23 protein-coding genes are annotated in these 21,624 nt (G+C 70.3%); 17 read left to right on the top strand and 6 right to left on the bottom strand.

The window, feature by feature from the left end; all coding sequences use genetic code 11:
* Window positions 1–71 precede the first annotated feature (71 nt).
* Both ACIBH4_RS16520 and ACIBH4_RS16525 read left to right on the top strand, forming a co-directional pair.
* Window positions 72–716 carry a hypothetical protein gene (locus ACIBH4_RS16520; protein ID WP_362769123.1) on the top strand — a complete coding sequence of 215 codons (645 nt, stop codon included), beginning with the start codon at window positions 72–74 and terminating at the stop codon, window positions 714–716.
* Window positions 700–1,260, top strand: coding sequence for an OmpA family protein (locus ACIBH4_RS16525; RefSeq protein WP_362769125.1), 561 nt, complete (start codon window positions 700–702; stop codon window positions 1,258–1,260). The genes ACIBH4_RS16520 and ACIBH4_RS16525 overlap by 17 nt, the downstream gene beginning before the upstream one ends.
* Before the next feature lie 575 nt (window positions 1,261–1,835).
* On the opposite strand, the gene ACIBH4_RS16530 is transcribed toward ACIBH4_RS16525, so the two are convergent.
* The 6 genes from ACIBH4_RS16530 to ACIBH4_RS16555 all read right to left on the bottom strand — a co-directional run bounded on the left by ACIBH4_RS16530 (window position 1,836) and on the right by ACIBH4_RS16555 (window position 6,571).
* Window positions 1,836–2,450, bottom strand: a complete 615-nt coding sequence (locus ACIBH4_RS16530) for a Uma2 family endonuclease (RefSeq protein ID WP_362769127.1) — start codon at window positions 2,448–2,450, stop codon at window positions 1,836–1,838.
* 117 nt (window positions 2,451–2,567) lie between these two features.
* Window positions 2,568–2,732 (bottom strand): hypothetical protein, encoded by a 165-nt coding sequence (locus tag ACIBH4_RS16535; RefSeq protein WP_362506836.1) that lies wholly within the window; start codon window positions 2,730–2,732, stop codon window positions 2,568–2,570.
* Between the two features lie 339 nt (window positions 2,733–3,071).
* Window positions 3,072–4,448, bottom strand: a complete 1,377-nt coding sequence (locus ACIBH4_RS16540; protein WP_362769130.1) for a glutamine synthetase family protein — start codon at window positions 4,446–4,448, stop codon at window positions 3,072–3,074.
* A 60-nt stretch (window positions 4,449–4,508) separates the two neighbouring features.
* The gene (locus ACIBH4_RS16545) at window positions 4,509–5,126 is read right to left on the bottom strand and encodes a putative Ig domain-containing protein (protein ID WP_362769133.1); all 618 of its coding nucleotides are present in this window, start codon (window positions 5,124–5,126) and stop codon (window positions 4,509–4,511) included.
* Window positions 5,127–5,484: 358 nt separating this feature from the next.
* Window positions 5,485–5,646, bottom strand: a complete 162-nt coding sequence (locus tag ACIBH4_RS16550) for a hypothetical protein (RefSeq protein ID WP_344744406.1) — start codon at window positions 5,644–5,646, stop codon at window positions 5,485–5,487.
* Between the two features lie 295 nt (window positions 5,647–5,941).
* A complete protein-coding gene (locus tag ACIBH4_RS16555; protein ID WP_362506826.1) occupies window positions 5,942–6,571 on the bottom strand; it encodes a TIGR03085 family metal-binding protein in 630 nt (209 codons plus the stop codon).
* Window positions 6,572–6,724: 153 nt separating this feature from the next.
* Between ACIBH4_RS16555 and ACIBH4_RS16560 the strand changes: the two genes are divergently transcribed.
* The 15 genes from ACIBH4_RS16560 (at window position 6,725) to ACIBH4_RS16630 (ending at window position 21,569) form a co-directional block, all read left to right on the top strand.
* Window positions 6,725–8,527, top strand: a complete 1,803-nt coding sequence (locus ACIBH4_RS16560; protein ID WP_362769155.1) for an ABC transporter ATP-binding protein — start codon at window positions 6,725–6,727, stop codon at window positions 8,525–8,527.
* 82 nt (window positions 8,528–8,609) lie between these two features.
* On the top strand, window positions 8,610–10,382 hold the full coding sequence (locus tag ACIBH4_RS16565) for an ABC transporter ATP-binding protein (RefSeq protein WP_362506823.1): 1,773 nt from the start codon (window positions 8,610–8,612) through the stop codon (window positions 10,380–10,382).
* 202 nt (window positions 10,383–10,584) lie between these two features.
* On the top strand, window positions 10,585–11,541 hold the full coding sequence (gene ppk2 / locus ACIBH4_RS16570) for a polyphosphate kinase 2 (protein ID WP_362506820.1): 957 nt from the start codon (window positions 10,585–10,587) through the stop codon (window positions 11,539–11,541).
* Window positions 11,542–11,711: 170 nt separating this feature from the next.
* Complete coding sequence (gene hisI / locus ACIBH4_RS16575; RefSeq protein WP_362769135.1) at window positions 11,712–12,059, top strand: phosphoribosyl-AMP cyclohydrolase; 348 nt, start codon at window positions 11,712–11,714, stop codon at window positions 12,057–12,059.
* Window positions 12,056–12,652, top strand: a complete 597-nt coding sequence (locus tag ACIBH4_RS16580) for a Trp biosynthesis-associated membrane protein (RefSeq protein ID WP_362769138.1) — start codon at window positions 12,056–12,058, stop codon at window positions 12,650–12,652. Before hisI ends, ACIBH4_RS16580 begins: the two co-directional genes overlap by 4 nt.
* 256 nt (window positions 12,653–12,908) lie before the next feature.
* Window positions 12,909–13,307: a DUF4190 domain-containing protein gene (locus tag ACIBH4_RS16585; RefSeq protein ID WP_362769140.1), complete on the top strand. Its 399-nt coding sequence runs from the start codon at window positions 12,909–12,911 to the stop codon at window positions 13,305–13,307.
* A gap of 94 nt (window positions 13,308–13,401) precedes the next feature.
* A complete protein-coding gene (locus tag ACIBH4_RS16590; RefSeq protein WP_362506808.1) occupies window positions 13,402–13,845 on the top strand; it encodes a DUF2752 domain-containing protein in 444 nt (147 codons plus the stop codon).
* Window positions 13,846–14,014: 169 nt separating this feature from the next.
* The gene (gene trpC / locus ACIBH4_RS16595) at window positions 14,015–14,824 is read left to right on the top strand and encodes an indole-3-glycerol phosphate synthase TrpC (protein WP_362506805.1); all 810 of its coding nucleotides are present in this window, start codon (window positions 14,015–14,017) and stop codon (window positions 14,822–14,824) included.
* A gap of 28 nt (window positions 14,825–14,852) precedes the next feature.
* Window positions 14,853–16,073: a tryptophan synthase subunit beta gene (gene trpB, locus ACIBH4_RS16600; RefSeq protein WP_362507275.1), complete on the top strand. Its 1,221-nt coding sequence runs from the start codon at window positions 14,853–14,855 to the stop codon at window positions 16,071–16,073.
* 69 nt (window positions 16,074–16,142) lie between these two features.
* Window positions 16,143–16,937 (top strand): tryptophan synthase subunit alpha, encoded by a 795-nt coding sequence (trpA, locus tag ACIBH4_RS16605; protein ID WP_350948164.1) that lies wholly within the window; start codon window positions 16,143–16,145, stop codon window positions 16,935–16,937.
* Between the two features lie 209 nt (window positions 16,938–17,146).
* Entirely contained in the window at window positions 17,147–17,680 is a 534-nt protein-coding gene (locus tag ACIBH4_RS16610) for a MauE/DoxX family redox-associated membrane protein (RefSeq protein ID WP_362506801.1), read from the top strand.
* The gene (locus ACIBH4_RS16615; protein ID WP_362506798.1) at window positions 17,680–18,444 is read left to right on the top strand and encodes a thioredoxin domain-containing protein; all 765 of its coding nucleotides are present in this window, start codon (window positions 17,680–17,682) and stop codon (window positions 18,442–18,444) included. The genes ACIBH4_RS16610 and ACIBH4_RS16615 overlap by 1 nt, the downstream gene beginning before the upstream one ends.
* 26 nt (window positions 18,445–18,470) lie before the next feature.
* Window positions 18,471–19,859 carry a prolipoprotein diacylglyceryl transferase gene (gene lgt, locus ACIBH4_RS16620; protein ID WP_399172289.1) on the top strand — a complete coding sequence of 463 codons (1,389 nt, stop codon included), beginning with the start codon at window positions 18,471–18,473 and terminating at the stop codon, window positions 19,857–19,859.
* Between the two features lie 148 nt (window positions 19,860–20,007).
* Complete coding sequence (locus ACIBH4_RS16625) at window positions 20,008–20,727, top strand: VIT1/CCC1 transporter family protein (protein ID WP_362506792.1); 720 nt, start codon at window positions 20,008–20,010, stop codon at window positions 20,725–20,727.
* Window positions 20,724–21,569 carry a hypothetical protein gene (locus tag ACIBH4_RS16630; RefSeq protein WP_362506789.1) on the top strand — a complete coding sequence of 282 codons (846 nt, stop codon included), beginning with the start codon at window positions 20,724–20,726 and terminating at the stop codon, window positions 21,567–21,569. Before ACIBH4_RS16625 ends, ACIBH4_RS16630 begins: the two co-directional genes overlap by 4 nt.
* The last annotated feature ends 55 nt before the right edge of the window (window positions 21,570–21,624 follow it).

Genomic DNA, 21,624 nt, shown 5'->3' on the forward strand with positions numbered 1-21,624 from the left:
ATGCGGTTTCTGAAGGCGGATCTCCTACGGTCGGGCTCGATGTGATCCACAACGGGCGGAGGCGGTACGGGATGCGAAGAGGGACCACGCCGGTGGCGGTCGTGGCGGTGGTGGCCGCGATGCTGAGCGGCTGCGGGATGCTTCCTGGGCAGCAGGGGGGCGGTGGCGAGGAGAGGCAGCCGGTCTCGCAGGAGTCGCGGGTCTCGCAGGACTCGCAGGAGGGGCGGGCGACGAGTACGGCGGACGCCACGGATGTCACGGAGGCCACGGCGACCGGTGATCCCGGTGAGCCCGCGCCCGCGGAGCAGGAGAGGGTGATCGCCCGCAGGGAGGTCAAGACGGGCGGCGCGGACCTGACCGTGGAGATCACCGGTCTCAAGCGTCAGGGCCGGCTGTCCACGCTGACCTGGAGGGTCACCAACAACAGCGACGACCGGTGGCAGATGACCAGCGGCATGGGCGACACCCCGGGCGGCCTCGGCCTGACCGTGGCCGGGATCAGCCTGATCGACCCGGTCAACGGCAAGCGGTACGTCGTCGCGCGCACCGGGAAGTATCCCCGGGCCAAGTGCCTGTGCTCCGATTACGACGTGTTCACCGAGGCCGGCGAGGTGCTGCCCCTGCACGCCACGTTCGCCGCCCCGCCGCCGGATGTCACGAAGATCAATGTGGACCTCAAGGTGCTGGGTGTGTTCACCGATGTCCCGATCTCCTGAGCGCCTCACGATCCTGGTACTCGGGCTGGCCCTGGTCACGGGCCTCGTACCGGCCGCGTGGGCGGATCCGGGCGACGACGCCGTGGCCGAGGTGGAGGACGTCGTCGCGGTCGTCGAGGACGTCGTCGCCGAGGTGGAGTCCCTCGACGGCGCCGAGAGCGAGTCGCGACAGGGCGAGAAGGTCACCGTGGCGCTCACCAGCGACGTGCTGTTCGCGCTCGACAAGGCCGTGCTGACTTCGAGGGCGCGGCAGCGGCTGGGGCAGGTCGCCGCGAAGGTCCGGGCCGACTCCGCGGGCGGGACGGTCGGGATCGAGGGACACACCGACGACCAGGGCGACGACGCCTACAACGCCGCGCTCTCGCTCAGGCGGGCGCAGGCTGTGCGGCAGGCACTCCAGGGGACACTGACGGGCGCGACCTTCCGGGTCGAGGGCTTCGGCGAGAGGCGGCCCCGGGTGCCCAACGTCGTCCGGGGGCGGGCGTTGGAGGAGAACCGGGCGAAGAACCGGAGAGTGGAGATCGTCTTCACCGCGAAGGGGTGATCCTTGGGGGGCGGGTCCTGCGGTGCTTCGCGGTTGGGCGTGTGTTGCCTGTTTCGCGGTTGAGTGTGCTTCCTGGTTGAGCGTGTCCTACGGTGTGGTTTCCGCACGTCGGGGCTTCCTGTGTTCGCCGCTGTGCTGGAGTTCGACTCCGTGATCGCCAGCGCCGGTGCGGCTGGGGAAGGACCGTTTACGTCCGACCTGTGTCGGTGTTCCGGAGCGGGGTTCGCGCTGCGGCGGGCCGGTGCTCCGGGCGGCCGTCGTGGTGAGGGTCTGGTTCTTCAGGCCTCCGGCCTGCTCGGGCGCGCGGGGTTGCGCTTTTTTATAAGCCGCCCGGAACACCGGCCCGCCTCCGCGCACGGCGGCTCCGTCGTACGGGGTGCGGGCCGTAGTCGCTCCGTTTCCGGCCGCCCAGGGTGCTTTCCCGCGCTGAAGCCTTCGTACGAGGAGGTTTCCTGGGGGATCGCCGTAGCTGAAGCGCCGCTGCGGAAAGGAGCGCAGGGCCGTGCTCCTTGGCGTACGGGAGGTCGGTGCGCACGGGTCTGGCGGTACGTGATCCCGGTGAGGGTGATCGGTGGCTATGTGCTCAAGTTTGAGCCGGGCCGGGGTGGCATGGGTGCGAGGGTTCCGGGGGCGATCGTCAGGGGGACGGGGCCGGGCAGGGTGGCGGCGGTACCGGGGGCCAGGGCGGCCACCTGCCTGTAGAGGTCGCCGTCGAGCTGGTAGACGTCGATGACCAGGGTGTTCTGGTCGATGATCCAGTACCACTCGCACTTGGTCCGGGCGTACCGGTTCATCTTGGTGAGGCGGTCGCGGTTGGAGTTGGTGGACGTGACCTCCGCGAGGATCTCGATCTCGTGGGGTTCCACGTAGAGGTCGCTGTCGGTGCCGCGTTGGAAGACGGCGATGTCGGGGGCGAACACGGTGTCGGAGTTGAGGCGGTAGTTGACCGGTCCCTCCACGTCCAGGTCCAGATCAAGATCCAGAAGGCACGCCTCGATGGCGTTGATGAGGCGGCGGGCGATGCGCTGGTGCCGTATGGAGGGCGCGGGGGTCATCACGATGCAGCCGTCCTCAAGTTCGAAGCGGCGGCCGACGTCGCCGAAGTCATGGTTCATGAACTCGTCCGCGTTCCAGTAACGCGGAGTCCACGGCAGTGTTCCGTGGGGTTCGTGGCCATGCGGGACGGTCATACCTGCCACGGTATCGAGGTTCCTGTGCCTCCCATAGCGTGGCTGATGTGTGGTTCTGGTCGGGCTGCTCATATGGGTTCGGCGGTCTTTCTGCTGGGGATTCTTGTTCCCGGCCCGTCACGTGGGAGAGATTCCAGGTGCGTAGCGGTACGGGCGCAGGGGGTTGACGTCGTGATCGAGGGCCAGGATGTAGGCGATCTGGTCGAAGGTGAACGAGCAGGCGCGCAGCGCCCTGCTGCGGCGACGGCAGTCGAGCAGGCTGCGGTATCCCTCGTCTGGCATGGGCTCTCCTTGAATCGAACGTGAGCGAATGGTATTCGACTGATTACGTAGAGCGATAGTCGTGTGATGAAAGGGGATGCCGGAGGTGTGAGGTTGGCATTTCCGTAGTTCAGTGGGGTGGTGCGGTGTTTTGAGCGCGGGGGTTACCAGGTGGGGCGAAGTACGCCATCCAGCTGGAGGTGAATTTCCCGACGTCCGCAGGAGATGACATGGTCGTTAAGCCGTTCACGTTGCCGGAGCCGGTGTTGCTGACGATCGGCACGGAAGGTTGCCCGGCCGCCCCGTAGTGGGGATGGGGTTCAAGGGGTTGCCGGGCGGGATGTGCGGCGATCCTGGGGGTCAGAAGACGCGGAAGTGGTGGAACAGTTCGTAGGTGGCGTCGTGGGCGGCGAAGGTTCTGGCCTCTGAGCGCTTGACGGCCAGGTAGGCGGAGGCGCGCAGGGGGCCGAGGGCGTTCATGAGGAGGTCGTCGGCCTCCAGGGCGTCCAGGGCCTCGTCCAGGGAGGCGGGGAGGCGGGGGACGCGTCCGGGGGGGAGGGTCGCGGGGTCGACGTTGACGGGGTCGCCGGGGTCGAGGCCGCGGCGGATGCCGTCCAGGCCGGCGTGGATGACGGCGCCCAGCGACAGGTAGGGGTTGGCCGAGGAGTCGGAGGGCTTGAGCTCCAGGTTGGCGGACGCCGAGGTGTCGCGGCCCGTGGGGGAGCAGATCCGCACCGCCGCCTCGCGGTTGTCCATGCCGTAGCAGGCGTACGCGCTCGACCACGATCTCGGTGTCAGGCGCCGGAAGCTGTTCACCGAGCCGCAGGTGAGGGCGGTGAGCGCCGGGAGGTGGGTGATCAGGCCGCCGATGAAGTGATAGGCCGTGGCCGACATGCCGTAGCGGTCGGAGGGGTCGGCGAAGGTGTTGGCACGGAGCGCGGTGTCCCAGAGGGAGAGGTGGAGGTGGGCGCCGTTGCCCGGCTGGTCGGCGAGGGGTTTGGGGGCGAGGGAGGCCCACATCGACATGCGGGTGGCGACGCCCCTCACCGTCTCGCGGTAGATCACGTGGTTGTCGGCGGTATGGAGGGCGGGGGTGTGATGGATCGACAGTTCGTGCTGGCCGTGGCCGAGTTCGGGATGGTAGTGCTCGGGACGCAGCCCCTGCCTTTCCAGGGCGCGGACCAGGGCCATCGTGTAGTCGTGGAGCTGGTTGAAGCCGACGGTGGAGTAGCACAGGCTGTCGTCGGCGGGGATGAGGCGGTCCAGGCCGCCCTCGGGGTCGGGTTCGCGATGGCCGAGGGTGAACTCGGGTTCGTAGGCGGCGACGAGGGTGTGGCCCTCGGCGGCCAGGGCTACGACCGCCTCACGCAGGAAGGTGCGCGGGCAGACGGGCCAGGGGGAGCCGTCGACCTCGCGCAGGTCGGTCAGCATGGCCGCGGCGCCGGGAGCGTAGGGCAGGTGGACGAACGTGGCCGGGTCGGGGACGAGGCGGACCTCCCCGACGGGGCCGAGACCCGCGACGTCCTGGAGTTCGTCGAGCATGTTCATCGCCATCATCCCCACGGTGTGGCCGATGCCGGTGTGGAGCCGCTCGGCGAGCCGGAGGTGGGAGGTGGCCTTGCCCCTGATCACGCCGCCGTGGTCGGCGTACAGGAAGCGGATGAGTTCGACGCCCTCGGTGTCGGCGCGTTCGATGGCGCGAAGGGCTGCGGCGCCGAGCGTGTGAGGGCCGGTCATCGCCTGGTGATCTCCTATGCCTCCTGCGGGACACGCCCTTGGGGGAGGTGCGGGCTGCGGTTACGTGGTGAGTACGTCGGCCGTGCCGTTGTCGGAGCAGGGGGAGCTCGACGGGGAGAGGGGCGAGTCGGCGCATCGGCAGGTGATGGCGATCGTCACGGTGCCGGTGGTGCACCCGCCGGAGGGGACGCAGGCCTCGACCGGGACCGTCCAGGTGCCCGGTATCCGGGAGGTGCCGCCGAGCAGGCCGTCGGCGTCGAGCGTGATTCCGGCGGGAAGCAGGGTGGGGCTGGTCACCTTGAAGGAGAGCGTCTCGCCGGTCGGGTTGGCCAGCGTGATCCTTCCCGTCAGCGGCCGGTCGACGGCGGCGCCGAAGTGGCCGAGGAGGGGGTGGGCCGAGAGGGAGGAGGGACCTTTCGTGCCCCCTGAGCTCTCCGACGCCTCTATGCCTCCCGGGCTTTCCGGGGCTTTTGCGCCGATTGGAGCTTCCGCGGCGGGGTGGCCGGATCCGTCGATGGCAGGGGCCCGGACGGTGATCTGGGGGGAGGGGGGCGCCGGTGTCGGCATGGGGTCCGGTGTCGGGGTCGCGAAGGCGACTCCCGGGGTCGCCAGCACGCCGCACGTGACGGCTCCCGCGATGATCGCCCCGAGCCCGGGGAACCTCTGCCTGCCGTGCATGAAACGATCCCCCGTACGAGAAACGGACTTCCCACCAGGGTGCAGGAAAGGTCATCAAGGAAGTGCCGTGATGTCTTCCGTGATCACCCATGATCGGGTCAGGACGTTCGCCGTACGGGTACCACCCTGGTTCCGTACCACTCTGTACGGTGGGGCCGCGCGGCTTCGGGCGGCGGGGTGCGAGGGGGACCTCGTGGCCGTTCGTGGGGGCGGGCGGTTTCCGGCGACCGTCGCGATACGTTTCCGTGATCGGCGGGGCCGACGGCATGACTCGCGAGGCGGGGGGTGTGCGCTCCCCTGTGGATCAGACGGGAACGCGGGTGACGCGGTTAGGGGCGGGAGGGGACCCGCCGGGTGGTTAGGTGAGCACGCGGGTGAAGAACAGAGCCAATTGGTCTGCTCCCCTGATGATCCCGTCGAAGACTCCGTTGACCGCGCTCGCCGCCTCGGCGGGCTTGGTGAACAGATAGAAGACCACGAAAGCTACCGCGAGGTAGGTGAGGATCTTCTTTACCTGCATGGGGGCCTCCTGGCAGTTCCAATCCCAGCCGTATATACCCGAATTTTATCGATCATTGGCATCTGCGGCCCGGGTGGCTCCCGGATTTTCGATGATCATACCCGTCCCGCGGAAACAAACCGTGGTCTGGTCGGGAGTTTGGCATAGGTCACACTCGCCATCGTGGGGTCGCGAGGCGCTCCTGTCCAATCTTCACTGCCAGGTATACCGGTAGGGCTAGATCGGCGCCGCTCGTACGCCGATCCCGGCGGGCGTCTTTGCCGTCGCCGCCCCGGTGATCGGCTCCACGTTTCCCTCAGACGCCCAGGGAGGCGTCCATCAGCCTGGCCACGGCCTCGTCGTCACCGTTCACGGTCACCTTGGCGTGGGACTGGCGCCCGAAGCAGAACAGCAGCAGCTCCCCGGCCGTGCCCGTCACCTCTACCTGAGGACCCTCCTTGGCGCCGCCGACGGCCGTGCCGCCGCCGACGCGGTGCAGGACGACTTGGACGGGGGCGCGCCGCAGGAACAGCCGGGCTCCGCGGTGGATCTGCTTCCAGAACCGCTCCTCCAGCTCGGCGGGCAGCTCCCGAGGCTCCCAGACCCGCTGTGCCCGCCGTACGTCCTCGTGGTGGACGAAGAACTCCGCCGTGTTGGCCGCCTCGTCCAGACCGGGCAGACGGTAGGCCCCCGAGGGGCCGGAGCGTACGAGGTCGACGAGGCCCGCGTACCCCTTCCTGGTCTTCATGGACTCCTGCACCCTGGCGGTGTGCCCGGCCAGCGGTTTGAGGAGGATGCCTCCGGCGGCGTCGGGGCGGCGTTCTCGGACGACGAGGTGGGCGGCGAGGTCGAAGGTGGTCCAGCCCTCACAGAGGGTGGGAGCGTCCGGGCCGAGCCGGGTGAACAGGTCGCTGAGCGCGGCTCGTTCGGTGCGGGCGTAGTGCATATGTGGTCCTGACAACGTCGTTGGGCGGGCGATCGGAGGGGTGGGCGTGACATTGCCGAAGGTGGTTCGGGAATAACCGCTTGATCCACAGTGATAGGGACTTAGGTAGCAACGTTCCCCCGTCGAAAGGACATCCCCCGCGTGGCGAGCAAGATGACCACCGCAGTCATGCGTAAGGGACTCGGGGTCCTGGGGGTGGCCGTTCGGGCGGAGAAGCCGATATTCTCCGCCGCGGTGCTGTCCAGTGCCCTGTACGGCGTGATGACCGTCGCCTCGGCCTGGGCGCTGGGCTGGGCCACCGACCACGTCGTGCTCCCCGCCTTCAGGAACGGGCAGATCACGACGGGCACCCTCGCCATCGGCGCGCTCCTCATCATGGGGGCGTCCCTGATCAAGGCGCTGGGCGTGGCGGGACGGCGGTATTTCGCCGGGGTCATGCAGTATCGGATGCAGGCCCGCTCCCGCCGGGACGTCACCCGCCAGTATCTGAGGCTCCCTCTGGCCTGGCACCACAGGCACCCGACCGGGCAGCTGCTGTCCAACGCCGGGTCCGATGTGGAGGCCGCCTGGGCGCCGCTCGCCCCGCTGCCGATGGCGGTCGGCGTGGTCGTGATGCTGGTCACCGCCGCCGTCGCCATGGTGATCACCGATCCGATCCTCGCCCTCGTCGGTTTCCTGGTCTTTCCCGCGATCGCCGTACTCAACCTGATCTACCAGCGCAGACTGAACCCGCTCGCCACCCGCGCACAGCAGCTGCGCGCCGAGGTCAGCGAGATCGCCCACGAGAGCTTCGACGGCGCCCTGGTCGTCAAGACCCTCGGCCGCGAGGACGAGGAGACCGCGAGGTTCCTGGCCAAGGCCGAGGAGCTGCGCGACGCCAACATCGCCGTGGGCCGGGTTCGCGGCCTGTTCGACCCGCTGCTTGAGGCGCTGCCCACCCTCGGCGTGCTCGCCGTGCTGCTGATCGGCGCGATGAGGCTGGAGAGCGGCGCGATCGGCTCCGGGGTGCTTGTCCAGGTCGCCTACCTGTTCACCCTGCTGGCCTTTCCGATCCGCGCGCTGGGGTGGGTGCTCGCCGAGCTGCCCCGGGCCGTCGTCGGCTACGAGCGGATCCAGGCCGTGCTTGAGGCCACCGGTTCCATGGAGCACGGCGCCGTCGAGCTGCCCGGTACGGAACCCGCCAGGCTGGAGGTCCGCGGCCTCGGCTACGCCTACGGCGACGGGGAGTTCCCCGTCCTGCGCGACGTGAGCCTGGAGGTCGCCTCCGGCCGCACCGTCGCCCTGGTCGGCCCCACCGGCTCCGGCAAGTCGACGCTCGCCCAGACCCTCGTCCGCCTGGTCGACCCGGGGGAGGGCGTCGTGCTCGTGGACGGCACGGATCTGCGCGACGTCGCCAGGAACGGGGTGAGCGACGCGGTGGCGCTGGTGCCGCAGCAGACGTTCCTGTTCGACGACACCGTGCGCGGCAACGTCACCCTCGGCCTGGAGGTCGGCGACGAGGACGTCTGGGCGGCGCTGCGCCTGGCGCAGGCCGAGGGGTTCGTCAGCGCGCTGCCCTCGGGGCTGGACACCCGGGTCGGCGAGCGCGGCACCAGCCTGTCGGGCGGCCAGCGCCAGCGGATAGCCCTGGCCCGCGCGCTGGTGCGCCGCCCGCGGCTGCTCGTGCTCGACGACGCCACCTCCAGCGTCGACCCGCAGGTCGAGGCGAGGATCCTGTACGGGCTGCGGGACGCGTCCCAGGTCTCCACCGTGGTCGTCATCGCCTACCGGATGGCCACCATCGCCCTGGCCGACGAGGTCGTCTACCTCGACCACGGCAGGGTCGTCGACCGGGGCGGCCACGTGGAGCTGCTCGCCCGCTGCGAGGGCTACCGCAATCTGGTCACCGCCTACGAACGTCAGGGCGCCGAGCGGGAGGCGCTCGACGCCGAGCGAGAGGAAGAGGTCAGCGCGTGAGGAAGCACTACCGGCTCAGGGAGCGTCCCGCCGGGCCGACGCGGGGCGAGCGGGGCCGGGGCCCGCTGGGAGGACGGTGCCGGTGAGCTCGTTCCAGGGGGTCGAGCGCTCGGGGCTGGCCACCGTCAGGCATGGCCTGTCGCTCACGCCGGAGTTCCGCAAGGGGATGGCCGGGACGCTCGCGCTCGCCGTGGTCGCCACGGCCGGCAAGATCATCGTGCCGATCGCCGTCCAGCAGACCATCGACAGAGGGCTCGGGGGAGGGGGTCCGGATGTGGCCTACATCCGCACCGCCGTCCTGCTGTGTGCCGCCGCCGTGGCGTTCACCGCGCTGTGCGCGTACCTGATGAACGTCCGCCTCTACAAGGCGACCGAGTCCTCTCTCGCCACGCTCAGGGTGCGCGGCTTCCGGCACGTGCACGATCTGTCGGTGCTCACCCAGAACACCGAGCGCCGCGGCGCCCTCGTCTCGCGGGTCACCGGCGACGTCGACCAGATCAGCGTGTTCATGCAGTGGGGCGGCTTGATGATCATCATCGCCCTGGGGCAGCTCCTGGTCGCCACCGGGCTGATGTTCGTCTACTCCTGGCAGCTCGCCCTGGTGGTGTGGCTGTGCTTCCTGCCGCTCATGGTCGTCCTGCCGCGCTTCCAGCGCTGGCTCTCGGGCGCCTACACGCGGGTTCGCGAGCGCACCGGCGACATGCTCTCGGCCGTGAGCGAGTCGGTCGTGGGCGCGGCCGTGATCAGGGCCCACGGCTCGGAGGCCCGTACGGCGGAGCGGCTCGACATCGCGATCGACGCCAACAAGGCGGCGCAGGCCCGCACCCAGCGGATCGTCGCGACCGTGTTCCCGCTGACCGAGATCGTCGCCGCCATCGCGCTGGCCGCGGTGGTGCTGGTCGGCGTGCGGCTCGGGCTGGCGGGCGACATCACCGAGGGGCGCCTGGTCGCCTTCCTGTTCCTCATCACGCTGTTCGTCTCGCCGATGCAGGTCGCCACCGAGGTGCTCAACGAGGCGCAGAACGCCGTGGCCGGATGGCGGCGCATCCTCGGCGTGCTCGACACCCCCGCCGACGTCGCGGACCCGGGCCAGGACGGTGTCGAGCTGCCGCGCGGTCCCATCTCGGTCTCCTTCGAGGACGTGGGATTCTCCTATCCCGGAGGGGCGCCGGTGCTGCACGAGGTCTCGGCGCGGATCCCGCCGCGCTCGCGGATCGCGGTGGTGGGGGAGACCGGCTCCGGCAAGACGACCTTCGCCAAGCTGCTCACCCGCCTGATGGACCCGGTCTCCGGGCGGATCACGATCGACGGCCACGACCTGCGCGACGTCCGCTTCTCCTCGCTGCGCAGCCGCATCGTGATGGTGCCGCAGGACGGGTTCCTGTTCGACGGCACCCTGGGGGAGAACATCGGTTTCGGCCGCCCCTCGGCGACCGAGGAGGAGATCCGGCTCGCCATGACCGAGCTGGGGCTCGCCGACTGGCTGGAGGGGCTGCCCGCGGGCCTGTCGACCAGGGTCGGCCAGCGCGGCGAGTCGCTGTCGGCGGGCGAACGCCAGCTCGTCGCGCTCGCCCGCGCCTACCTGGCCGACCCCGACCTGCTGCTGCTCGACGAGGCCACCTCCGCGGTGGACCCGGCGACGGAGGTGCGGCTGGCCCGCGCCCTGGAGGGCGCCACGCGGGGCCGCACCGCCGTCTCCATCGCCCACCGGCTCTCCACCGCCGAGGCGGCGGACGAGGTGTTCGTCTTCGACAGGGGCCGGATCGTGCAGCGTGGCCCGCACGCCGAGCTGGTACGCGAGCCCGGTGTCTACGCCGACCTGCACGCCTCCTGGGTCTCCTCGGCCCGCTCCTAGCCCTGCTTCCGCACGCGACCCGATCGCGGCGGGTGATCACCGGCCGCGCCGGACCAGGGATGGTCCCGCCCCACCCCGCGCCGGCGCGGCACGTGCGGCAGGAAGAAGGGAGAAGGGGGTGGTTCGGGAAGGAGTATCCCGCCCGTGCCGAGGTAGGGACAGGGCGGAGGCGGGCCCCACGTCCGCCCGAGGGAAGGGACCGATGGCAGAGTTGGTTGGCGGGGAGCTGCCGGACGGCCAGTTTCCCGTGGTGAACATTCACGCGGCCCTGGAGCGCAGCGACCTGCTCGACGAGCTGGCGGACCTGCGGGTCGACGACGATGACGACGACGACCCCGTCCTGGTCCGCCAGGACGGCAGCCCGGTCGACACCTGGCGGGAGAAGTATCCCTACGACAGGCGGATGGAGCGGGCGGAGTACGACCGGATCAAGCGGCTGCTCCAGATCGAGCTGCTCAAGCTCCAGTACTGGATCAAGGACACCGGGGGGCGTCTGGTCGTCCTCTTCGAGGGGCGTGACGCCGCGGGCAAGGGCGGCACGATCAAGCGGTTCATGGAGCACCTCAACCCCCGGGGCGCGAACGTGGTGGCGCTGGAGAAGCCGAGCGAGCGCGAGAGCACCCAGTGGTACTTCCAGCGCTACATCTCCCACCTGCCCGCCGCCGGGGAGATGATCTTCTTCGACCGTTCCTGGTACAACCGCGCCGGGGTCGAGCGGGTGATGCGCTTCTGCACCCCCGAGGAGTATCTGGAGTTCCTGGAACAGGCTCCGGAGTTCGAGAGGATGCTCGTCCGCGACGGCATCCACCTGGTGAAGTTCTGGTTCTCGGTCTCGCGCTCCGAGCAGCGCACCCGGTTCGTGATCCGCCAGGTCGACCCGGTGCGGCAGTGGAAGCTGTCGCCGATGGACCTGGAGTCGCTCGACAAGTGGGAGGACTACACCGCCGCCAAGGAGGACATGTTCGTCAACACCGACACGGAGGAGGCTCCGTGGACGGTAATCAAGAGCAATGACAAGAAGCGGGCCAGGATCGAGGCGATGCGCCACCTGCTGAGCCTGTTCGAGTACGAGAACAAGGACCACGAGGTCGTCGGCGTCCCCGACCCCAAGATCGTCGTCCAGGCCGCCGACGTCCTCGACGACGACCGCGGCCACTGAGACGACGACCGCCTCCGCTTCCACGTCGGTGCCGGCCAAACCGCCCGGACGTCCTCGCCCGCGGCTCGGCCCTCCTTCGCCCCCGGTGCCGGGAGTGCCGTGCTCGTCCTGCTCGCTCACGTGGCCATGCCGGAGGCCACCCCTCTCCCCTGTTGCGGCACAATTGCCGCATGTCCCTTGACCCCGCCATCGCGGCCCGGCTGAAGCGCACCGCCGACGGGCTGGTTCCCGCCGTCGTCCAGCAGTACGACACCGGCGAGGTGCTCATGCTCGCCTGGATGGACGACGAGGCGCTGCACCGCACGCTCACCACGGGCAGGGCCACCTACTGGTCGCGCAGCCGCAGAGCCTACTGGGTGAAGGGCGACACCTCGGGCCACGTCCAGCACGTCAAGTCCGCCGCGCTCGACTGCGACGGCGACACCGTCCTGCTCAAGGTCGACCAGGTGGGCGCCGCCTGCCACACCGGCGATCGGACCTGCTTCGACGCCGACGAGCTGGCGGTGACCCGGGCGTGACGGCGAGGCGGGAGCTGTGGACCTGGCTCGCGGTGTGCGTGGCCGGTGCCGCGCTCGTGCTCCTCGCCGCGGGACGCGACTGGTTCACCGTGACGTACGGCACCCGCGAGGTCGCGGTCTCCGCCTCCGAACTGGTCCCCGCCCTCGGCCCCGGCGCCTGGGCGGCGCTCGCCGCGGTGGTCGCCGTCCTCGCGACGAAAGGCGTGTGGCGCGGGCTCGTCGGAGCGGTGATGGCGCTCGGCGGGGCCGGGATGATCGCCGGTTCCTGGTGGGGAGGCGGCGCGAGCGCCGCGCTGCGGATCTCCGCCGAGCAGGCGCCGCTCTCCGTCGGTTCCACCCCGCAGGTCACCTCGGCCGTCGTCTGGCCGATTCTTGCCTCCGTGGGAGGGCTTCTGCTGGTCGCCGGGGGAGTGGTGGCGATCCTGCGCGGCGGGCGCTGGCCGGGTATGTCCGGCCGGTACGACCGGCAGGGGGCCGGCCCCGCGGGCGGTACCCCTGCCGCACGAAGTGGCGCCCCCAGCGAGCGGGAGTTGTGGGACGCCCTCGACGAGGGCGTCGACCCGACGGCCGGTCCCGACCCCCGCGAGCGCTGACCTTCGTGAGCCCGTGGACGGACGGAGGGTCCCGCGCGCTCGCGCGGTTCCCGTCGCGCCCTCGTTCCTGGCTGTTTTCCCAGCGCGGGGGCCCTCTCACGTCGTTTCGGCGCCGTCTCGCCGTCCGGAGTGCCGAGGCCGTGTGCCATCGGCCACGACTTGCTCACAACGCGCTCGCAGGCGTGAACGGATCGTCTCCTCATGGGAGTGTTTTCGCTAGGATTTCGCCCGTAACTCGGATAATGGGGAGTCATTCATGAGCTATGGCGATCAGTCGGGTGGCTATGGCCCGCCCCCGAAGAGCGGCGGCTATGGCTCCTCAGGCGGTTACGGTTCCGGAGGGTACGGTCCGCCCGGTGGCGGTTACGGGGGGTACGGCGGGCCGCCGCCGCGGGGTAACAACGGCATGGCCATCGCCGCGCTGATCATGGGAATCGCCGGGCTGTTCATCTGTGGGCTCCCCTCGATCGTGGGTGCGGTGCTGGGGCACATCTCGCTGGGGCAGATCAGGCGGACGGGCGAGGAGGGGCGGGGCATGGCCGTCGCGGGCCTGGTCCTGTCCTACTTCGGCATCCTGTCCTGGCTGGCGGCGCTGGTGTTCATCTGGGCGATCGGAGCCGGCGCCCTGCTCCTCGGTGGCGCCACGGGCTACTGACGCCAATGCTCGCGCCGCCGGTAGGGGGCGCGTGAGTGGGTAAGTAGGGTGGCCGGTGAGGGGGACCACCGGTGGAGGGTGCTGAAGGACCGTGGTGACGGGGAGAATCGCGGGGTCGCGTGCCGCGGCCGTGCTGGCGCCGCTCGGCACCGCGCTGGCCGCGGGCGCGGCGGTCGCGTTCGTGGGCGCGGTGGACCCCAACGAGCCAGGCCACTATCCGCCCTGCCCGTTCCTGCTGCTCACCGGCCTCTACTGCCCCGGTTGCGGAGGCCTGCGGACGGTGTACGCGCTCGCCCACGGGGACCCCGTGACGGCCCTGGGGCTCAACCCGCTCGTCGTGCTCATGATCCCGGTGCTGGTCCTGACCTGGGGCCGGTGGGCGCTGCGTGCCTGGTCGATGGGCGGATCGGCCGGAAAGTCCGGTGGCGGGCCCGTACGGAAATCCATACGCCCGGTCTACGTGTGGTTATTGCTCGCTTTGATGGTCGTGTTTTGGATAGTGCGAAATCTTCCTTTTGGGGAATTCCTGGCCCCATAGTCACCGATAGGTCTCACCCCGTGGCGGGGCGACCCCGGCCGGGCCGATAGCATCGGCGGAACAAGGGCAGTCGACCGGGAGGGGCCTTACTCGTGAGCGAGCGGAGCGAACGAACCACGGATACGGCGGCGTTCGCGAACCCGGCCCCGGAGCTTCGCGAGGAGGGCAAGTGAGCGTGCTTGAGGAAATCCTCGAAGGAGTCCGCGCCGATCTGGCCGAGCGCCAGGAAAGGGTGACGCTGGCCGAGCTCAAGGAGCGGGCCGGGCGGGCACCCGCCCCCCGTGACGCGTACGCGGCACTGGGCGGCGACCAGGTGGCGGTGATCGCCGAGGTCAAGCGTTCCAGCCCGTCCAAGGGCGCGCTGGCCGCGATCGCCGACCCCGCCGCGCTGGCCGGTGACTACGAGTCGGGTGGCGCCCACGTCATCAGCGTGCTCACCGAGCGGCACCGCTTCGGCGGCAGCCTCGACGACCTGGCCGCCGTGCGCGCCGTCGTCGACATCCCGGTGCTGCGCAAGGACTTCATCGTCACCTCGTACCAGCTCTGGGAGGCCCGCGCCTACGGCGCCGACCTGGCGCTGCTGATCGTCGCGGCGCTCGACCAGAACGCGCTGGTCTCGCTCATCGAGCGGGCCGAGTCGATCGGGCTCGCCCCTCTGGTCGAGGTGCACACCGAGGAGGAGCTCGACCGGGCACTCGTCGCCGGAGCCAAGATCATCGGTATCAACGCGCGGAACCTCAAGACCCTTGAGGTCGACCGAGATGTGTTCACCAAGCTGGCTCCCAAGATCCCCGAGGGCGTCATCAAGATCGCCGAGTCGGGTGTGCGCGGCCCCCACGACCTGCTCGCCTACGCCCGGGCGGGCGCCGACGCCGTCCTGGTCGGCGAGAGTCTGGTGACCGGCAAGGACCCGCGCGCCGCCGTGGTCGACCTGGTCACCGCCGGTGCCCATCCCGCATCCCGACCCGAGGGGCAGTAAGCCAGTGACAACGCACGAGGGAACCGTCATCACCACCGCCGACCTCGCCGGTAACGCCGCCCACGGGAACGACCCGGACGTCCACGGCAAGTTCGGGATCTTCGGCGGGCGCTACGTGCCCGAGGCGCTCATCCCCGCGCTGGACGAGGTCGCGGCGGAGTACGACAAGGCGAAGAACGACGTCGCGTTCCTGCGGGAGTTCGACCACCTGCTGCGCACCTACGCCGGGCGGCCGACCACGCTGACCGAGGTCCCCCGCTTCGCGGAGCAGGCGGGCGGCGCCCGGATCATCCTCAAGCGCGAGGACCTGACCCACACCGGCGCCCACAAGATCAACAACGTGCTCGGTCAGGCCCTGCTGACCAAGCGCCTGGGCAAGACGCGGGTGATCGCCGAGACCGGTGCCGGACAGCACGGCGTCGCCACCGCGACCGCCGCCGCCCTGATGGGCCTGGAGTGCGTGATCTACATGGGGGCCGTCGACTGCGAGCGCCAGGCGCTCAACGTCGCCCGCATGAAGCTGCTCGGCGCCACCGTCGTCCCGGTCACCAACGGCAGCCAGACCCTCAAGGACGCCATCAACGAGGCGTTCCGCGACTGGGTCGCCAACGTCGACCGCACCCACTACCTCTTCGGCACCATCGCGGGCCCGCACCCGTTCCCGGAGATCGTCCGCGACTTCGCGCGCATCATCGGCGTCGAGGCCCGCCGCCAGATGCTGGAGCTCACCGGCAGGCTGCCCGACGCGGTCGCCGCGGCCGTCGGCGGGGGATCGAACGCCATCGGCATCTTCCACGCCTTCCTCGACGACCAGGACGTCCAGCTGCACGGCTACGAGGCGGGCGGCCGGGGCCTGGAGAGCGGCGAGCACGCCCTCACCCTCACCGCGGGCTCCGTCGGCGTGCTGCACGGCTCGCGCACCTACGTGCTGCAGGACGACGAGGGCCAGACGGTCGAGTCGCACTCGATCTCGGCAGGGCTCGACTATCCGGGCGTCGGCCCCGAGCACGCCTGGCTCAAGGACAGCGGCCGCGCCACCTACCACGGCGTCACCGACGCCGAGGCGATGGACGCCTTCTCACTGCTCGCCCGCACCGAGGGCATCATCCCCGCCATCGAGTCCTCGCACGCGCTCGCCGGAGCGCTCAAGCTGGGGCGCGAGATGGGACCCGGGGCGACGATCCTGGTCAACCTCTCCGGCAGGGGCGACAAGGACATGAGCACCGCGATGAAGTACTTCAACCTCTGACACCCCTCTCACGGCCGACTTGCCTCCCCTCTGGCGGGCCGAAGGGGACGAACCGCAACGGAAGCAACGATGACGACTCTTCAGACGGTGTTCGCCAAGGCTAAGGCGGACGACCGCGCCGCCCTCATCGGATACCTGCCCGCCGGGTTCCCCAGCAAGGACGGTGCGATCGCCGTCGCCACCGCCATGGTGGAGGCGGGTTGCGACGTGATCGAGATCGGCCTGCCCTACTCGGATCCCCTGATGGACGGTCCGACGATCCAGGACGCCGTCCACCGGGCGCTGACCAACGGCACCCGTATCGCCGACGTGCTCCGCACGGTCGAGGGCGTGGCCGCCACCGGTGCCGCCACCCTGGTCATGACGTACTGGAACCCGATCGACCGCTACGGTGCCGACCGCTTCGCCAGGGACCTGGCGAACGCGGGCGGGGTGGGCACCATCACGCCCGACCTCACCCCCGAGGAGGCCGGCCCCTGGCGCGAGGCGAGCGCAGGGGCCGGGATCGACACGGTCTTCCTGGTCGCGCCCAGCTCCACCGAGGCCCGCATCAAGGCCGTCGTCGACAGCTGCACCGGTTTCGTCTACGCGGCGTCGCTGATGGGCGTCACCGGCGCCCGCGACTCGGTCGGTGAGGCCGCGCAGGGCCTGGTCGAGCGCACCCGCCCGCACACCTCCCTGCCGGTCTGCGTCGGCCTGGGCGTCGGCACCGGACGGCAGGCCGCGGAGGTCGCGGGCTACGCCGACGGTGTCATCGTGGGTTCGGCGTTCATCCGCCGCGTCCTGGACGCCCCCGACGAGAACTCGGCTCTCGCGTCCGTCCGCGAGCTGGGCGCCGAGCTGGCGGCGGGCGTCCGAGGCTGAGGTCTCTCCCCGCAGGGTGCGGTCCCCCTTCCGCCGGGACCGCGCCCTGATCCATGTCTTTCGAACACGCTTATTCGATGCTTATCCAGCTCGTGGTGAGGTTTCCTTCGGATACCTTGCGTTCGCCGGAGACATCCGTGCCCGGGGCCTGGGATAGGAGAATGATGCTCGTGGTCTCTGAGAACCCCGCGCCCAATAGGTCGCGTATCGTGATTTCGGCGCTACCCTGGGTAACGACCGTCTCGCGGCTGGTGCTCGCGGGTGTGCTGATCGTCGCGGGTTGGGGCAAGATCGGCACCCCGGTGCTCTCGGTTCAGGCGGTCGAGGCATACGAACTGCTCCCAAAATCGCTCGCCACGGTGGTCGGCTACGGCCTGCCGATCCTGGAGATCGTCGTGGGGGTGTTGCTGGTCGTCGGGCTGCTCACCCGGGCGGCGGGTGTCATCTCGGCACTGCTCATGCTGGCGTTTGTCATCGGGATCGCCTCGGCGTGGGCGCGCGGGCTGCGCATCGACTGCGGCTGCTTCGGCGGCGGCGGTCAGCTGGCGGCCGGGGTGGAGCCCGACTACCTCATCGACATCCTGCGTGACTTCGGTCTCTTCGGACTCGGTGTGCTCGTCGCCTGGTTCCCTCCGGGTCGCTTCGCGCTGGACTCCGCCCTGGGGCTCACCCCCGGGCGGGAGCCGTACGACGACCTTGAGGGCGACGACGAGGAGGAGCACCAGGAAAAGGAGACTGACTGATGGGCAAGGCCGCGCGGGACCAGTCGGCGCGTGATCGGATCAAGGCGCAGCGCCAGGAGCAGATGCTGAAGGAGAGGCGCAAGCGCATAGCGACCATCACGACGGCCGCCGTGCTCGCGGTCGCCGCCGTCGGGGCGGGCTGGTGGTTCGCCGCGCAGAGCAGCAGGTCCGAGCAGGTCGGCGCCGAGCTCGCGCCGATCACCGTCGCCTCCGACGGCTCGGTGGTCATGGCCAAGGCGGGGGTGGAGTCGCCGGTCCTCGACGTCTTCGAGGACTTCCAGTGCCCCGCCTGCAGGGCGCTCGAGGAGACCAGCGGTCCCACGATCAAGAACCTGGCGGCCGAGGGCAAGGCGAAGGTGGTCTACCACCCGATCACGATCTTCCAGGAGCAGACCAACAAGGGCATCACCCGGGGTAACTCCGTACGGGCCGGGGCGGCCTCCCGCTGCATTCCCGGAGGCGTCGCCTGGAGCAGGTTCCACGACAAGTTGTTCGACGCACAGCCCTCGGAGACCGTGGAAGGCTTCAAGATCCCTGACCTGATCGACTGGGGCAAGGACGCCGGGGTGACCGATCCCGGCTTCGACAAGTGCGTGACCAGCCAGGAGAAGGCTCCCGAGCACCTCGCCTACAGCACCAAGGTCCTGGAGACCCAGAAGCTCACGGGCACCCCGACGCTGAAACTCAACGGCACCGAGGTGGACACCGGCGTGGCTTTCAAACCGGCCGAGCTACGTCAGGCCGTTCTTGATGCCGCCAAGTAGCCCGGGACACGGTAACGTCACCTGACATGCCCCTCGCCTCGATTCCCAGCCCCTCCCAGGGGGTCTGGCATCTCTTCGGCGTGGTCCCCATCCGGGCCTACGCACTGTGCATCGTGCTCGGCGTCATCGTCGCGGTCGTCATCGGCGAGCGCCGCTGGCGCGCCCGCGGCGGTGTCCCTGGAACCATCGTGGATCTCGCCGTCTGGGCCGTGCCGTTCGGCCTGGTCGGTGGACGCCTCTACCACGTCATCACTGACTGGCAGCTCTATTTCGGGCCGGACGCGCCCAATGAGCCGATCGAGGCGCTGTACATCTGGAACGGCGGCCTGGGCATCTGGGGCGCCGTCGCGCTCGGTGGCGTGGGCGTCTGGCTGGGCTGCCGCAACCGGGGCATCTCCCTGACCGCGGTGGCCGACACCGTCGCCCCCGGCATCGCGGTGGCCCAGGCCATCGGCCGCTGGGGCAACTACTTCAACCAGGAGTTGTTCGGCGGCCCCACCGACCTGCCGTGGGGTCTGGAGATCGACCCCGACCGGCCGGGCACGGTGCCGGGCGTGGACACCTACCACCCCGCGTTCCTGTACGAGTCGATCTGGGACCTGGGTCTCGCGCTGGTCCTCATCTGGATCGGCCGCAAGTACGTGATCCGCCACGGTCGCCTGTTCGCTCTCTACGTCGCCGGCTACACCGTGGGCCGCTTCTGGATCGAGGGCCTGCGGGTCGACGCCGCCCACCACATCTTCGGCCTGCGGCTCAACCAGTGGACCTCGATCATCCTGTTCATCGGGGCGATGGCCTACTTCTGGTACACCAGGAACAAGACCGACGAGGAGCCGGTGAGGTCGGCGACCGACCCCGACGCCGACCTTGAGGGCGGCGTCGCCACGCCGGGTGAGGACGAGAGCACCGACGGCATCGATGGCACGGACTCGGCGAAGGCCGAGGCCGTCACCCTGGTCGCGTCGGACGCGGGGGGCGGTGCGGCGGATCCCGTCGATCCGGCCCATCCCTCCGACCAGGCCGACGAGGCCGAGAACGACCGTGCGGCCCGGCGGGACGACGAGACGCGGCCGGCCTCGGCGACGTTGGTGGCCGAGGGCTTGAGCGAGGACGGGGGGGCGGTCGATCCGGCTCACCCGTCGGACCAGGCCGATCCCGAGGAGAGCGGCCGGGGCGGAAACGCCGAGGCCGAAGGGAAGCCGGGTACGGCGGTTTCGTCGGAGGCCTCGGACGCCGCCGGGGGCGTGGCCGCCTCTGACGGCACCGCTTCGGAGAGCGCGGATTCGGAGAGCGCCGTCAGCACGGCCTCGGGCGAGAGCGTTCCCGAGAAGGCCGTTTCCGGTGCGAAGAAAGGCGAGCTCCAGGAGGAGGCCGTGACGAAGGCCGCTCCCGAGGGCGAGAAAGAACGACGTTGACGCCTCTCCCACGGTCGAGGTCCCGGGATCTCGGACGCGCCGCCGGATCGTCCGGCACACCGGCGCGTTCTGGTTCCGGGGCCGAGACCGGTGGACCGCGGTGTCCCTTCGGTGCTGAGCCCTGGGGACCGCCGCACGAAGGATCGCGATGAGTCCGGACGCCTCAGGGAGGCGTGCCGAGATGCACCACCGGCATCGCGACGTCAACGGCGGCTGGCTGAGGCCGTCGGTGTTCGGCGCGATGGACGGCCTCGTCTCCAACTTCGCGCTGATCGCCGGTGTCGCCGGTGGCGCCGCGGGCACCAAGGTCATCCTGCTGGCGGGCATCGCGGGGCTGGCCGCCGGCGCGTTCTCCATGGCCGGTGGCGAGTACGTCTCGGTGGCGAGCCAGCGGGAGCTCGCCCTGGCCGAGATCGCCGTCGAGCGGCGAGAGCTCGAACGCCACCCCGAGGCCGAGCTGGAGGAGCTCGCCAAGCTCTACGAGGAGCGGGGCGTCGATCCCGCCGTGGCGGCCGAAGTGGCGCGGCAGATCTCGGCGGACCCCGAGAGGGCGCTCGAGGTGCACACCGAGGCCGAACTGGGCGTCACCATCCATGACCTTCCCTCGCCCAGGATCGCCGCGCTCTCCTCGTTCCTGTCGTTCGCCGCGGGGGCGCTCCTGCCCCTTCTGCCCTACCTGCTCGGCGTCACCAGCCTGGTGACGTCGGCGGTGGTCTCCTGCCTGGCGCTGTTCGGCGCGGGCGCGCTGGTCTCCCGGGTCACCGCGCGCAGCTGGTGGTACAGCGGGCTGCGCCAGCTCTTCGTCGGCGCGGTCGCCGCCGGCCTGACCTTCGCCCTGGGCACCCTCCTGGGAGGAACCGGACTGTGACCGCACCGACCTCGACCCCGCCCCCCGCACCAGGAGGGCGCAAGCGCCGCCGTACCCCCAGCAAGGCGCAGACCTGGAGCATCCCCCAGCTGGAGGAGTGGGGGCTGACCCCGACCCAGCAGCGGTTGCTGGTGGTGTTCGGATCTCTCGCGGGTGTGCTGGTCGCCGCGGTCGTCCTCACCTTCGCGATCTCCGCGATCGGCAACGACTTCGAGCCCGAACGGGCCACCGCCTCGGTCATCGGGACCGAACCCCGCCCCGACGTCTACAAGGGATGGCCCTCCTCCAAGGTGTTCGCGCCGATCGGGGAGAGCAAGGCGGACCCCAAGCCGTTCACGGCCAAGGAGCTCTTCCCCAAGACCCTGAGTGAGGGCAGGACCACGCTGAGGCTGGCGGGCAGCCCTCGGCTGGAGAGCGCCTGCGCGGCGGCGGTCTGGGGTCAGGAGCTCACCGACCTGCTCGCCCAGGGGGGATGCACCCAGGTGGCCAGGGGCCTGTACACCAGCGCCGACAACCGCTACGTCGCCCAGTACACCCTGTTCAACCTCCGCGACACCGCCTCCTCCGACACATTGGTGAACACGCTGACCACCCTGCACCGGGGCGGCTGGGTCCGGCCGATCCAGGCGCCCAGGGCAGCCTTTCCCGCCGACGGCCACACCGAGGCGAGCGGCCACGCGATGGGGCACTACGCGGGCCTGGTCTGGATCGGCAGGGCCGACGGAGCCGAGCCGGGCGCGAGGGACGACTTCGTCTCGCTGTCCCTCGCGGTCCGCGCCACGGAAAAGGCGATCTTCCGCCGCATCGTCGCCGTCTCCCCGGCGCCCGCCCCGAGCAAGTAGTTCCCGGGTTCGTTTTTCGGTCGGGAATCCGGGTTCTTCGAGGGCGGGGGGGATG

This window comes from Streptosporangium sp. NPDC050284, assembly GCF_044459525.1.
In the GTDB taxonomy this organism is placed as follows: Bacteria; Actinomycetota; Actinomycetes; order Streptosporangiales; family Streptosporangiaceae; genus Streptosporangium.